Raw genomic sequence first — 13,386 nt, forward strand, 5'->3', positions numbered from 1 at the left:
GGGGGTGGGCCGAAGCTACGAGGAGTACGGCGATGGCGGAGCCCGTGACCCACACACTCGACGTACCGGGAGCGACGCTGACGTACGACGTCCGCGGCGACCTGGCGACCCGCCCGGTGCTGCTGATCATCGGCTCACCGATGGGCGCCAGCGGATTCCCGACGCTGGCCTCACACTTCGAGGACCGGGCCGTCGTCACGTACGACCCGCGCGGCGTCGAGCGCAGCGTCCGCAGCGGCGAGCCGACCGAGCTCTCACCCGACGACCACGCCGCCGACCTGGCCGCCCTCATCGAGCACCTGGACGTCGGCCCGGTCGACCTGTTCGCGAGCAGCGGCGGCGCCGTGAACGCCCTCGCCCTCACAGCCGCGCGCCCCGACCTCATCCACCGGGTCGTCCCGCACGAGCCGCCGCTCGCCGGTATCCTCCCGGACCACGAGGCCGCGACGGCCGCGATCGACGACATCTACGCGACGTACCAGCGCGACGGCATGGGTCCCGGGATGGCGAAGTTCATCGCGATCGTCGGCCACGACGGCGAGATCCCCGCCGACTACACCCAGCAGCCCACGCCGGACCCCGCGATGTTCGGCCTGCCGACCGAGGACGACGGCAAGCGCGACGACGCCCTGCTCGGGCAGAACCTGCGCCGCTGCACGTCGTACCAGCCCGACTTCGACGCGCTCGCGAAGGCGAAGGACCGGATCGTCGTCGGCATCGGCGAGGAGTCCGGCAACCAACTCGCCGCCCGCGGCGGCAAGGCCGTCGCCGAACGCCTCGGCCTGACCCCGGTCGTGTTCCCCAGCGGCCACGGCGGCTTCCTCGGCAACGAGTACGGCCAGCCCGGCAAGCCCACCGAGTTCGCCGCCAAGCTCCGCGAGGTCCTTGGGTAACCTAGCTCTCCGTGATCAAAGCACTGGTTATGGTGATCGGCCTGCTCACGTCTCCCACGCCCGAAACCTATGCGCAGTACTCCCTGATGTTCGAGAAGTCCGCCGGCCAGTACTTCGCCGGCACCACCGCGGCCGGCCAATGGGCCTGGACCCCCCTGTCGACCACCGAGTCCGACATCTCCTGGGGCGACCCCAAGCCCTGGCCACCCGCCTCCGCCGAACACTTCATCCACGACGGCGACTGGGTCCTCCTGGACGGCTACAACGACGGCGCCGGCCGCCCCCTCACCCAAATCCAACGTGTAACCACCGAAACCATCGCCGACGCCAACTGCAACAACCCCCAACCCCTCCCATCCGCCGCCGCCCGCCAGCACTACGTCAAATGGACCATCCCGTCCACGGGCTACTGCCTAGACGCCACCGGCACCATCAAGCCCCCCAACAACTCAACCACCGTCCACTTCCGCCACCTCCAAAAATGGCTCCCACCCCATCCCTGCTCCAACCCCTACTTCACGAACCAAACCTGCATCACCCAATACGAACAATGGTGGGACGACAACCAACACCCCTACGCCCTCCAACTAACCCGCACCGTAGAACTGGCCAAAGGCCTAGGCATGTCCTTCACCAACCACACCACCGTCCCCTTGGAATGGAACGCCAACGGCCGCCACTACTGGCACTACTGATTGCGAACTGGCTCGGAAGCAGAGTCTGCAGCTGGTGTGCCGACCCAGCGTTCCCACTCGGGCAGCTCGCTCAAAGTAGGCCGTGCCCGTCGCAGTTGGTCGACCTGTTGTCGGCCTATCACCGACAGGTAGACCTGGTCGTTCTCGCAAGCAGCGTTCAGCAGATCTGCAAGGTCCGTGTCGTTGAGCTTGGCAGACAGCCCGTTTAGCCAGCGCAAGGCCGATGCGCCCATTGTGTATGAGTCCGCGGTGCGGAGGATGTCGATCAGCGGTGCTACCAGGTTGGCTTCCGGTCGCTCCATGGAAACATCAGCTCGGAGGTCGCCGGTGAATCTCACGGCATCAGGAAGGCGCTCAAGTACGTGACTGCGCAGAGGATCGGGCGGCAGCGGATCAAACAGCTCTTCTGCCAGTAGGCGTTCGACGGGGCTGACTGCAACGGCCTGCTCGAGGCGGCGACGGACCCCATCGTGGAGGCAGACCCACGTGGCAGGCAGGTAGCAAAGCCCGCTGGCCAACCGCCAGAGGCCTTCATCGTCAAAGGTGTCCTGTTGACGTTCAAGGATTGCGGCGACTTCGCTCTCGACCAGACCTGGGCTGATTGCGTGCAGCTCACGGACTGCACGAGTGAACTGCCACCGATCGTTGAGTCCACTCAGGGCGTTCAGCGTGCCCTTGCAGGCGACCCGTACCAGGTTCTTACGCAGCGCCGGAGTCCCGCGTCGCCAATAGGTGGCTTCGAGATACTCCCGGAGAGCCGTCTGGCCACGGGGAAAGGATGGTGCCAGGACCTCGCGCCCGAATCGCTCGATAGCTTTCTGGCCGCTGACCGCACCATGCGCGAGGAGGCCGTCGATGGCTGCGGTCAGATGCGCACGGACCAGTTCAGCCGTCGGAGCGAACAGTTCTTCGTCGCCGGTGGCAAAGGCCGGATGCGCGCACAGATTCCGATCCTCGCGGAGCCGGCGAAGCTCGACGAACTCGCGCTGTCCTATGAGGTGAAGCTTGTCCTTCGCCGCTTCGAGAATCCCGCGCTCGAAACTCTGCAGGTCGGCCGGTGAGCCCTTTGCGGCTGCCTTCAGGCTGTCGTCCAGTTTCGCCACCAGGTTGTCGGCCGCAGGAACGTCTCCGCCTGACAACGTTCGGGTCTTCTCGATCAGGTCGGCGACGACCGCAATCCAGAGTGCAATGATCGCCGAGCGCAAGGCTCCGGCCGAATAGGCCGCGATCGCCTCATCGACGTAGCGACGCGAGTTGACTGAGCGCACTCTGGTTCGAAGATCTTCCAACGCCTGCACTCTGCCCCCAGCCAGATTGCCATCGCCGGAACCGGCGGTGTCGATAGGCGCGAAATTAATGGAGAGCCTTGGGCCTCGCCATGTCACTCGGCGTGTCGAGAGCATTGCTAGGCCGCATAAGGCATTGCGGTCGAGCTAGCGCCGGGTGTGGATGTTGCTTCCGCGAGGCGTATGCCGCAGGTCGTCTGGATCCGCGCCTGGGAGGACCGATCCAACCGGGGCGTGCTGGTAGCCGGCGCGTGGCCGGTGCCATCGGGTGAGATGAGCCCGGTGCCAGCACGCGTGACCACGCTGGGCTTTCGGAGGGCGCTGACGTGCGCCTTCGTACGCGAGCGGTAGCGAGCAGATCGTCGGCGGTAGCCGACAACTTCCGGGCGGCAGCCCGGGGGTGGGTGGGAGCGCGCGTAGCTGGCCGGAGGAGGAGCGGAGCGACGAACGTAGGCCTGCGTAGCACGCGGGGGACTATCACCTCACCCCCGCTCACCCTCGACCGCAGCCCTCGCGCTCAATCACCTCGCTCCTTGGTTACAGCGCCTCAGCTCTTATCCACACCCGCGTACTACCTGCAGGGCTGACGGTCTGGGGTTGGTGGGGAGCACGCTAGGGTTGGCGTCCGTGAAGGTTTTGGTTGTCGGGTCTGGTGGGCGCGAGCATGCTCTGGCCTGGGCTTTGGCTCAGGATGCTGAGGTTGAGCTGGTGGTGGCGGCTCCGGGGAATCCGGGGATTGCTGCGTTGCGGCCGGTGTACGACGGGCAGACCGTCGGGTGCCGGGACGTGGACGTCGAGGACCACGACGCGGTGGTTGCGCTGGCGCGGGAGCTGGACGCGGATCTGGTGGTTGTCGGGCCGGAGGCGCCGTTGGTGGCGGGGCTGGCGGATCCGCTGCGGGAGGCCGGGATCGCGGTGTTCGGGCCGTCCCGGGAGGCCGCGCAGATCGAGGGGTCGAAGGCGTTCGCGAAGGACGTGATGGCGTGCGCGAGCGTGCCGACGGGCCGCGCGTACGTGTGCACGACGCCCGAGGAGGCGGCGACGGCGATCGACGCGTTCGGGCCGCCGTACGTGGTGAAGGACGACGGGCTCGCCGCCGGCAAGGGCGTGGTCGTGACGTCGGACCGCGAGGAGGCGCTGCAGCATGCGGCGGAATGCGACCAGGTGCTGATCGAGGAGTTCCTCGACGGTCCCGAGGTGTCGCTGTTCGCGATCACCGACGGCACGACGGTGCTGCCGATGCAGCCGGCGCAGGACTTCAAGCGGCTCGGCGACAACGACGAAGGCCCGAACACCGGCGGTATGGGCGCATACACGCCGTTGCCGTGGGCACCGGACGACCTGGTCGCGGAGATCACCGAGAAGGTCCTGCAGCCGACGATCGACGAGCTGCGGCATCGCGGTACGCCGTTCAGCGGCCTGCTGTACGCCGGTCTCGCGCTGACGTCGCGCGGTGTCCGGGTGATCGAGTTCAACTGCCGCTTCGGGGACCCGGAGACGCAGGCGCTGCTGCCGATGCTGAAGACTCCGCTGGGGGGCCTGCTGTACGCCGCCGCGACCGGCAAGCTCGCCGACCAGGGAGACCTGAGCTGGCGGAACGCGTCCTCGGTGACCGTGGTGGTGGCGGCGAAGAAGTACCCGGCCAGCCCGCGCAAGGGTGACCCGATCGCCGGGATCGAGCAGGCGGAGAACGACGACGTCCGGGTCTTCCACGCCGGTACGGCGATGGAGGACGACGAGCTGGTGACGTCCGGCGGCCGGGTGCTCGCGGTGAGCGCGGTCGGCAAGGACCTCGCCGAGGCCCGGCAGCGCGCGTACGCGGCGGTCGGTCAGATCCGGATCAAGGGCTCCCAGCACCGTACCGACATCGCTCTGAAGGCCGAACGCGGCGAGATCACCGTCTAGAAGCTCCCGGCCCCGGACGTCGGCCCGATCGACCCGTCGATCGTGTTGTCCTTGATCGGGTTGAACGGGTCGATCTTCGGCATCTCCGGCAGCGGGTTCGCGAGCATCTCCCGCAGCCGGTCGTCCTCGACCCACGGTACGCCGAGCACCGCCACCCGGCGCGCCCCGGTCCCGGGACGCGCTAGCAGTTCGCGGTACGTCGAACTGAACCACCGCAGCGCCCGGAGCTGTCCCTTCGCCCGCAAGGCCGTGCCGAGATCCGCGACCGCCGGCGTGGCCGCGACCCGTGCGACGAACTCGGGCACCGTGAGACCGCTCTCCGGGACCAGTTCGAGCGCCGCTGCCTCGACCGGGTACGTCGACTCGGTCCCGACGGCCTTGACCCGCTGCCGCTTGTACGCGACCTCCAGCCGCCCGTCGCCGGCCAGCGTGACCAACACCACTACGGCCGCCCGCTCCGCGCCGCCCACCAGCCAGGCGACCTCATACGGCGTCAGTCTCTCCATACAGTCATGGTGGCGACGGACCGGGTCTTTCGACCCTCTGATTTGATGGCGGTCGTGTTGCGAAGTTGGACCTCCGCTTTGGCGGTACTGGCTGCCGGGATCGTGCTTGCGGTCGTCACGTTCACGGGTGGATCGGCAGGCGGTGCTGTGACGCAGCTGGTGCTGTTCGCCGCGCTGGCAGCGGTGTTCTCGCCGGTGGTGTTCCCGCGGTCGGTCAGCGCGGCGGAGGCTGCGCGGGCGGGCAAACCGATCGTCTACTGGCGGCCCGGGTGTCAGTTCTGTCTACGGCTGCGGTTCTCGCTGCTCGGTTCGGCGCACCACGCGTCCTGGGTGAACATCTGGGCCGATCCCGACGCGGCTGCGGCGGTACGGGCGGTGGCCGCCGGGAACGAAACTGTTCCGACCGTGGTGGTCGACGGCGAGAGTAGGGTCAATCCGAGTCCGCGGTGGGTCCGGGAGCGGTTGACAGGGCGCTCCGGATGATCCCGGAAATTCGATGGAACCGGATCGGCGGGTCGGGGGTGTAGGTGGGTATGGAGACCGAGGGGCTGCGAGAGTTCTACAGCGCCCACCAGCCGCGGCTGGTGGGCGTCGTCTCGCTGCTGACCGGATCGCGCGCCGAGGCCGAGGACATCGTCCAGGAGGCGTTCGTCCGGTTGGTGCCCCGCTGGGAGAAGGTGTCGCGGTACGACTCTCCGGAGGCCTGGGTGCGGCTGGTCGCGATGCGGCTGGCGGCGAACAGGCACCGCGACGGCAACCGGGTCAGCCAGCTGTTCCACCGGCTGCCCACGGAGCACGTCCCGGACCACGCCGACGGATATTCGGGCGATCTCGAGCAGGCTCTCGCCGGCCTGCCGATGCCGACCCGGCAGGCCGTCGTCCTCCATTACGTCTGCGATCTGAGCGTGGCTCAGGTCGCAGACACGCTCGGGATCGCGGAAGGCACGGTCAAGTCGCGCCTGTCCCGCGCCCGGGACGCCCTGTCCGAATCTTTGCTGTTGAGGAGTGACGACCATGCCTGAGCTGCAGGAAGACCTGCAGGCGCTGGCCGACCGCCGCGCCGCCGAGTCCACCGGGGACTTCGAGTCGGTCCTGGTCGCGGCCCGGACCCGCAAGCGCCGCCGGACCGCCGGCCTGACTGTGATCGGAGCAGCCGCGGTGGTCGCGGCGGTGGCCATCATCCCTACGCTCCGCCCGGCTTCTAGCAACGCTCCGGTGGCCGGGAGCCCGGTGCCGACCAACGCGGTCGTGCCGCCGACGGTCGAGACGCACCCGAACGCGCAGCAGCTGCCGAAGATCGTCGGCCCGCTGGCGATGCGGACGACCGCGCTGGCGGCCGGTGCCCAGTTCGTGGCGGGGCTCCCCGACAAGGTGGCCCGCGGCGCCGCGTTCTCGCTGGCCTCGGTCTCGCAGCCGGACAAGTCGCTGTACACGCTGGTGGCCAAGGTCGGTTCGGCCGCGCCGTACGCGATCCCGATGACCGGTGAGCTGGGCGTCGCGATGCCGACGTACAACGGCACCGGTCCGTTCACGCTGGCCCTGCCGAAGGAACTGCCGGCCGGTTCCTACCAGGTCTGCACGCTGTCGGGTGCCCGGCTCTGCAGTCTGGTGACCGTCAAGTAGTCGCCGTCTGGGAGAATGGGGTTCGTGACCAAACCCCGGATCCCCAACGTTCTCGCCGCACGCTACGCCAGTCTCTCGATGGCGGAGCTGTGGTCGCCGGAGCACAAGATCGTGCTCGAGCGGAAGCTCTGGGTCGCCGTTCTGAAGGCCCAGAGCGCGCTCGGCGTGCCGGTTCCGGACGGCGTGGTCGAGGACTACGAGCGGGTGATCGACCACGTGGACCTGGGGTCGATCGCCGAACGCGAGCGCGTCACGCGGCATGACGTGAAGGCGCGGATCGAGGAGTTCAGCGCGCTCGCCGGGCACGAGCACATCCACAAGGGGATGACCAGCCGTGACCTGACCGAGAACGTGGAGCAGCTGCAGATCCGCGCCGGTCTCGAGCTGGTCCGGGACCGGGCGGTGGCGACCGCCGCCAAGCTCGGGCAGCTGGCCGCCGACAACGCCGCGCTGGTGATGACCGGCCGCTCGCACAACGTCGCCGCGCAGGCGACCACGCTGGGCAAGCGGTTCGCCTCGGCCGCGGACGAGTTGCTGGTCGCGATCGCGCGCCTCGAGGAGCTCATCGAGCGGTACCCGCTGCGCGGCATCAAGGGCCCGGTCGGTACGTCGCAGGACATGCTCGACCTGTTCGGTGGCGACGCCGACAAGCTCGCCACGCTGGAGACCACGATCGCCCAGCACCTCGGGTTCAACAACGCGCTGACCAGTGTCGGGCAGGTGTACCCGCGGTCTCTCGACTACGAGGTCGTCTCCGCCCTGGTGCAGCTGGCCGCCGGGCCGTCGAGCCTGGCGACCACGATCCGGCTGATGGCCGGGCACGAGCTCGTCACCGAGGGGTTCAAGGAGGGCCAGGTCGGGTCCTCGGCGATGCCGCACAAGATGAACACCCGGTCCTGCGAGCGGGTGAACGGCCTGACCGTGATCCTCCGCGGGTACGCGTCGATGGCCGGCGAGCTGGCCGGCAACCAGTGGAACGAGGGCGACGTCTTCTGCTCCGTCGTACGGCGGGTCGCGCTGCCGGACGCGTTCTTCGCGCTCGACGGGCTGTTCGAGACGTTCCTGACCGTGCTCGACGAGTTCGGGGTGTATCCGGCGGTCGTGGCCCGTGAGCTCGAGCGGTACCTGCCGTTCCTGACCACGACCAAGGTGCTGATGGCCGCGGTGAAGAACGGCGTCGGCCGGGAGACCGCGCATGAGGTGATCAAGGAGCACGCGGTCGCCACCGCGCTCGACCTCCGCAAGGGTCTCGCGGCGAACGACCTGTTCCACCGGCTCGGCACCGACGGCCGCCTCGGCCTCACCGAGGAGCAGATCGTCGGCATCGTCGGCGAGCCGCTGTCCTTCACCGGCGCGGCCGTTGCCCAGGTCGGCGCGGTCGTCGCGAAGATCGACGAACTCGCCAAGCGCCACCCGGAGGCGGCCGCCTACACCCCGGGTGACATCCTCTAGTTCGTGTTCGCACCGCTGACCTGGTTCATCGTCGCGCTGTCGCTGGCGGCGATGGTGTACGCCGTTGTGCTGGCCGCGCGGGACAAGCGGATCGACTGGCCGGTGCTCGGCGCGCTCGGGGTCCTCGAGGTGGGGCTGCTGGCCCAACTCGTGGTCGGGATCGTGCAGTTCAGCGGTACCGATCGGCACGTGTCCGGGCCGTTCTTCATCGGGTACCTGATCGGGTCGCTGATCATCCTGCCGATCGGGGCGTTCTGGGCGCTCGCCGAGAGCAGCCGCTGGGGCGCCGGCGTACTGGCGATCGCCTGCCTGGTGATCCCGATCCTCGAGCTCCGGCTGCACGACGTCTGGACGGCCTGAGGTGAGCGATCCGGCAGCCACCAAGCACGGACCCGGGCGGATCCTGATCGCGGTGTACGGCGTCTTCGCGCTGGCCGCGACCGCGCGGGCCGGCGTCCAGATCGCGACCAAGTTCCACGAGGCGCCGATCGCCTACGTGCTGTCGGCCGTTGCCGCGGTCATCTACATCGCGGCGACGTTCGCGCTGGCGAAGGCGACGACGGTGTCCCGCAAGGTCGCGACCGCGGCGATCGCGATCGAGTTGGTCGGCGTCATCGGGGTCGGCATGTTCAGCTACGCCGCACCGGACGACTTCCCGGACGCGACCGTGTGGTCGCACTTCGGCCAGGGCTACGGGTTCGTCCCGCTGGTGCTGCCCGTGCTCGGCCTGCTCTGGCTCCGTCGCACCCGGTAACTGCCAGGAAACTGCCAGCCACACGCAGGGGCTGACTCAGGTTCACCGGACAGCATCGGTGGCATGGAGATTCCAGGTCACCCCAGTGGCTCGCGGTGGAGGTTGTCCGGCGCTTCCGACGCCCAGACAGTCGAGATCGTCGTACCCGTCAAGAACGAGGAGAACGACCTCGGACCGAACATCAGGCGGCTCCGTGAGTTCCTCGACACCGCCTTCCCGTTTCCGGCCGAGGTCTGCATCGCGGACAACGGAAGTACGGACGCGACATATGAGATCGGCATGCTGCTCGCCAGTGAGCTGCCCGGGGTCCGGATCGTCCGGCTCGAGCAGTCCGGGCGCGGCCGCGCACTGAAACAGGTCTGGTCCGCGAGTACCGCCGAGGTGCTCGCGTACATGGACGTCGACCTGTCCACGAACCTGAACGCCCTGCTGCCGCTGGTCGCGCCGCTGCTCGCCGGGCACAGTGATGTTGCCATTGGCACCCGATTGGCGAAGAGCTCCCGGGTGGTCCGGCGGCCGAAGCGGGAGTTCATCTCGCGCTCGTACAACCTGTTGCTGCGGGCAACGCTGAGCGCGCACTTCTCGGACGCCCAGTGCGGGTTCAAGGCGATCCGCGCCGACGTGGCGCGGGAGCTGCTGCCGCTCGTCGAGGACACCAGCTGGTTCTTCGACACCGAGCTGCTGGTGCTCGCCGAGAAGGCCGGGTTGCGGATCCACGAAGTACCGGTGGACTGGATCGACGACCTGGACTCCCGGGTGGCGATCGCGAAGACGGTGGGCGAGGATCTGCGGGGGATCGCCCGGCTGATGCGCAGTCGCGTCGACCTGGAGCCGGTCCGGCAGAAGTACGGCCGGCCGCGGATGCTCGATCCACGGACCGCCTTCGCCGCGCGGCTGCTGCGCTTCTGCGCGATCGGTGTGCTGAGTACGGCGGCGTACGCGCTGATCTACCTCGTGCTCCGCCAAGGCATGCCGGCGCAGGTCGCGAACCTGCTCGCGCTGCTGATCACCGCGATCGGCAACACCACGCTGAACCGGCGGATCACGTTCGGCGTCCGCGGCGGCGAGGGCCGGTGGCGGCACCAGTTCCGCGGCCTGGTCGCCTTCGGGATCGGCTGGAGCCTGACCGCCGCCTCGCTGTGGCTGCTGCACACCGCGGTCACCGCGCCGCACCAAGCGGTGGAGATCACCGTGCTGACCCTGGCGAACCTGGCCGCGACCGTGGTCCGGTTCAGCCTCTTCCAGACGTGGGTGTTCGACGACGACGCGCCTACCTTGCCTGCCTTCGAACCCCCAGCGGTTCTCGACCAGACCCGGAGCCACTGACGATGACCGCAGTCTCCGATCCCGTCGAGGCGACCCGGCCTCGCGCGATCACCACGCAGTACACCCTGAGCCGCGACAAGATCCTGTACGGCGGCCTGCTGGCGCTGACGGCGATCGCGTACCTCTGGGGATTGTCCAAGAACGGGTACGCGAACGAATACTACGCGGCCGCCGTACAGGCCGGATCGAAGAGCTGGAAGGCCTGGTTCTTCGGGTCGTTCGACTCGTCGAGCTTCATCACCGTCGACAAGACCCCCGCCTCGCTGTGGGTGATGGGGCTGTCCGGGCGGATCTTCGGCTTCAACAGCTGGAGCATGCTGGTGCCGCAGGCGCTGATGGGCGTCGCGAGCGTCGGCTTCGTGTACGTGTCCGTACGCCGCTGGTTCTCCGCGAACGCCGGCCTGCTCGCCGGGGCGATCCTCGCGCTGACGCCGGTCGCGGTGCTGATGTTCCGGTTCAACAACCCGGACGCGCTGCTGATCCTGCTGCTCTGCGCCGGCGCCTGGGCGGTGACCCGGGCGATCGACTCGACCAAGTATGCGGCACGCTGGATGATCCTGGCGGGTGCCCTGGTCGGCTTCGGGTTCCTGACCAAGATGCTGCAGGCCTTCCTGATCCTGCCGGCGTTCGGCATCGCGTACCTGGTGGCCGGCAAACCCAAGCTGGGCAAGCGGCTGCTGCATCTGCTGCTCGCGACCGTGTCGCTGGTCGTGAGCGCCGGCTGGTGGGTTGCGATCGTCGAACTGCTGCCGGCGTCCGCGCGGCCGTACATCGGCGGCTCGTCGGACAACAGCATTCTCGAACTGACCCTCGGGTACAACGGTCTCGGCCGGTTGAGCGGCAACGAGACCGGATCCGTCGGCGGCGGTGTCGGCAACCCCGGCTGGGGCGGTGCCACCGGTCTGCAGCGGCTCTTCGGCGGCGAGTTCGGGTCGCAGATCTCCTGGCTGATGCCGGCCGCGCTGCTGTCCACCGTCGTCCTGGTCGTTGCCGCGGGCAAGGCCCCGCGCACGAACCGGACGCGCGCGTTCGCGTTGCTGTGGGGCGGCTGGCTGGTCGTGACCGGGCTGGTGTTCAGCTACATGCAGGGCATCATCCACCCGTACTACATGATCGCGCTGGCGCCCGCGTTCGCGGCCGTCATCGGTGGGGCGATGTCGCTGCTGTGGCGGCGTCGCGACGAATGGTTGCCGCGGGCAACTCTTGCCGGTGGTGCGCTGCTGACGGCCGGGTGGAGCTTCCACCTGCTGGATGCCACTCCGACCTGGCAGCCGTGGCTGCGCTGGGTGGTGCTGATCACCGGTGTCCTCGCGGCCGGTCTGGTGATGCTGCTGCCGGAGCTGAAGCTGCACCGGACGGCGGCCCGGCGGGCCGGTCTGGCCGCGGCCGCGGTGCTGACGATCAGCGCGCTGGCCGGGCCGACGGCGTACTCGATCGACACGATCAGTTCGGCGCACTCCGGCGCGATCCCCACCGCCGGGCCGGCCGGCTTCGGTGGGATGGGCGGCGGCCGCGGCGGCTTCCCGGGCGGGCGGATGGGTACGCCGCCCACCGGTACGACGCAGCCGGGGACCGGTACGACGCAGCCGGGTGCGGGTACGACGCAGCCCGGGGCCGGTACTACTGCGCGGCGTGGTGGTGGCGGGATGGGCGGGTTCCTCGGCGGTGACGGCACCAGCGGGGTCTCGAGCGAGTTGGTGACGCTGCTGCAGCAGGGGTCGAAGGGGTACACCTGGACGGCCGCGGCGGTGACCGCGATGGGTGCCGCGCCGATGCAGATCGCCTCGGGCGAGCCGATCATGGCGATCGGCGGCTTCAACGGTACCGACCCGGCGCCGACGCTGGACCAGTTCAAGCAGCTGGTTGCCCAGGGCAAGATCCACTACTTCATCGGTGGTGGTGGCGGGTTCGGCGGCGGGTTCGGTGGGCGCGGTGGGGACTCGAACTCGAGTGACATCTCCACCTGGGTCAGCCAGAACTTCACGTCGCAGACCGTTGGCGGCACCACCGTGTACGACCTTTCGAGTGGAACAGGAGCATGAATATGAAGCAGTCCCCAGAAGCGCAATTCCAAGCCGCCAGAACAGCTGCGGACCAGCAGACGGGTCAGCACGCCGGTACGGCGCAGCCGGGTGCGGCGGCGCCACAGCCGGGTGGTGCGCCTGAGGCGGGCCGGGAGCAGGCGGCGGCCGGTGCGCAGCATGCCGGTGGGGTGGGGGCCGGGGCTCAGTCGGGAGCGGGGCAGCAGGCGGGGGCGGGGCAGTACGTCGGGGTGGTGCCTGGTGGGGGTGAGACGGCCGGCCGGAAGCGGCCTGGCAACTTGGTGTTGGCCGGGGCTGGGTCGATTCTTGCGGTGCTGGCGTTCTTGGGTGGGATGGCTGTCGGGCATTCGTGGGATGGGAGCAGTAATCAGCAGGGCCAGTTCGGTGGGCCCGGTGGGCGTGGCGGATTCCCGGGGAACGGCCAGGGCTTCGGCCAGGGCAACGGCGCCGGCAACGGGACCGGCAACGGGACCGGCAACGGCACCGGGCAAGGGAACGGAACCGGGCAGGGCTTTGGGCCGGGCAACGGGACCGGGAACGGGACCGGGAACGGGAGTGGGCAGACGCAGACTAGTTAGGGGTGAGTAGGCAGGCTGGTTCGTCAGCAGGTGGAGTGGGGCGGCTGGGCTGTGAGCCGGGCCTTGGTCCACGTGATGAGGTCGGGGACCAGCGGGGAGTCGGGTTGCACCAGGCCGACGTGGTCGCGGCCGGGGTACGTGCGGTAGTCCACGGCGTACCCGGCCGCACACCGTGCTCCGACGTACTCCGCCTGCGCGGCCGGAACCACCAACGTGTCTGCCGCACCCTGTGCCACCAGCAGCGGCGCCTTGATCGGACCGGAAGGGACATTGGCGGCAAGGCGCCGACCCAACGCGCCTTGGTTCGGGTCGCGATGCCAGATCGG

General features: G+C 69.0%; 15 protein-coding genes. 12 read left to right on the top strand and 3 right to left on the bottom strand.

The window, feature by feature from the left end:
• Positions 1–32 precede the first annotated feature (32 nt).
• The gene (locus ACXJJ3_RS24725) at positions 33–893 is read left to right on the top strand and encodes an alpha/beta fold hydrolase (RefSeq protein ID WP_458164221.1); all 861 of its coding nucleotides are present in this window, start codon (positions 33–35) and stop codon (positions 891–893) included.
• Positions 894–904: 11 nt separating this feature from the next.
• Complete coding sequence (locus ACXJJ3_RS24730) at positions 905–1,588, top strand: hypothetical protein (RefSeq protein WP_458164222.1); 684 nt, start codon at positions 905–907, stop codon at positions 1,586–1,588.
• On the opposite strand, the gene ACXJJ3_RS24735 is transcribed toward ACXJJ3_RS24730, so the two are convergent.
• Positions 1,582–2,877 carry a hypothetical protein gene (locus tag ACXJJ3_RS24735; RefSeq protein WP_458164223.1) on the bottom strand — a complete coding sequence of 432 codons (1,296 nt, stop codon included), beginning with the start codon at positions 2,875–2,877 and terminating at the stop codon, positions 1,582–1,584. The genes ACXJJ3_RS24730 and ACXJJ3_RS24735 overlap by 7 nt on opposite strands.
• Positions 2,878–3,501: 624 nt before the next feature.
• On the opposite strand from ACXJJ3_RS24735, the gene purD reads away from it, so the two are divergent.
• The gene (purD, locus tag ACXJJ3_RS24740; RefSeq protein WP_458164224.1) at positions 3,502–4,779 is read left to right on the top strand and encodes a phosphoribosylamine--glycine ligase; all 1,278 of its coding nucleotides are present in this window, start codon (positions 3,502–3,504) and stop codon (positions 4,777–4,779) included.
• On the opposite strand, the gene ACXJJ3_RS24745 is transcribed toward purD, so the two are convergent.
• On the bottom strand, positions 4,776–5,285 hold the full coding sequence (locus ACXJJ3_RS24745) for a TIGR04222 domain-containing membrane protein (protein WP_458164225.1): 510 nt from the start codon (positions 5,283–5,285) through the stop codon (positions 4,776–4,778). The two genes, purD and ACXJJ3_RS24745, sit on opposite strands and share 4 nt — an antisense overlap.
• A 78-nt stretch (positions 5,286–5,363) precedes the next feature.
• On the opposite strand from ACXJJ3_RS24745, the gene ACXJJ3_RS24750 reads away from it, so the two are divergent.
• The 9 genes from ACXJJ3_RS24750 (at position 5,364) to ACXJJ3_RS24790 (ending at position 13,060) form a co-directional block, all read left to right on the top strand.
• Positions 5,364–5,768 carry a glutaredoxin domain-containing protein gene (locus ACXJJ3_RS24750; protein ID WP_458164226.1) on the top strand — a complete coding sequence of 135 codons (405 nt, stop codon included), beginning with the start codon at positions 5,364–5,366 and terminating at the stop codon, positions 5,766–5,768.
• A 50-nt stretch (positions 5,769–5,818) separates the two neighbouring features.
• On the top strand, positions 5,819–6,307 hold the full coding sequence (locus tag ACXJJ3_RS24755) for a SigE family RNA polymerase sigma factor (protein ID WP_458164227.1): 489 nt from the start codon (positions 5,819–5,821) through the stop codon (positions 6,305–6,307).
• The gene (locus tag ACXJJ3_RS24760) at positions 6,300–6,908 is read left to right on the top strand and encodes a hypothetical protein (RefSeq protein WP_458164228.1); all 609 of its coding nucleotides are present in this window, start codon (positions 6,300–6,302) and stop codon (positions 6,906–6,908) included. The genes ACXJJ3_RS24755 and ACXJJ3_RS24760 overlap by 8 nt, the downstream gene beginning before the upstream one ends.
• A 15-nt stretch (positions 6,909–6,923) precedes the next feature.
• Entirely contained in the window at positions 6,924–8,360 is a 1,437-nt protein-coding gene (gene purB / locus ACXJJ3_RS24765) for an adenylosuccinate lyase (protein WP_458164229.1), read from the top strand.
• Between the two features lie 3 nt (positions 8,361–8,363).
• The gene (locus ACXJJ3_RS24770; protein ID WP_458164230.1) at positions 8,364–8,720 is read left to right on the top strand and encodes a hypothetical protein; all 357 of its coding nucleotides are present in this window, start codon (positions 8,364–8,366) and stop codon (positions 8,718–8,720) included.
• 1 nt (position 8,721) lies between these two features.
• The gene (locus tag ACXJJ3_RS24775) at positions 8,722–9,114 is read left to right on the top strand and encodes a hypothetical protein (protein WP_458164231.1); all 393 of its coding nucleotides are present in this window, start codon (positions 8,722–8,724) and stop codon (positions 9,112–9,114) included.
• Positions 9,115–9,177: 63 nt separating this feature from the next.
• On the top strand, positions 9,178–10,440 hold the full coding sequence (locus ACXJJ3_RS24780; protein WP_458164232.1) for a glycosyltransferase: 1,263 nt from the start codon (positions 9,178–9,180) through the stop codon (positions 10,438–10,440).
• A 2-nt stretch (positions 10,441–10,442) separates the two neighbouring features.
• A complete protein-coding gene (locus ACXJJ3_RS24785; protein WP_458164233.1) occupies positions 10,443–12,482 on the top strand; it encodes an ArnT family glycosyltransferase in 2,040 nt (679 codons plus the stop codon).
• Positions 12,483–12,484: 2 nt separating this feature from the next.
• Positions 12,485–13,060: a hypothetical protein gene (locus tag ACXJJ3_RS24790; RefSeq protein WP_458164234.1), complete on the top strand. Its 576-nt coding sequence runs from the start codon at positions 12,485–12,487 to the stop codon at positions 13,058–13,060.
• A gap of 23 nt (positions 13,061–13,083) precedes the next feature.
• Here ACXJJ3_RS24790 and ACXJJ3_RS24795 read toward each other — a convergent pair whose 3' ends face one another.
• Positions 13,084–13,296, bottom strand: coding sequence for a hypothetical protein (locus tag ACXJJ3_RS24795; protein ID WP_458164235.1), 213 nt, complete (start codon positions 13,294–13,296; stop codon positions 13,084–13,086).
• Between the last annotated feature and the right edge of the window lie 90 nt (positions 13,297–13,386).

The organism is Kribbella sp. WER1 (genome assembly GCF_054189145.1).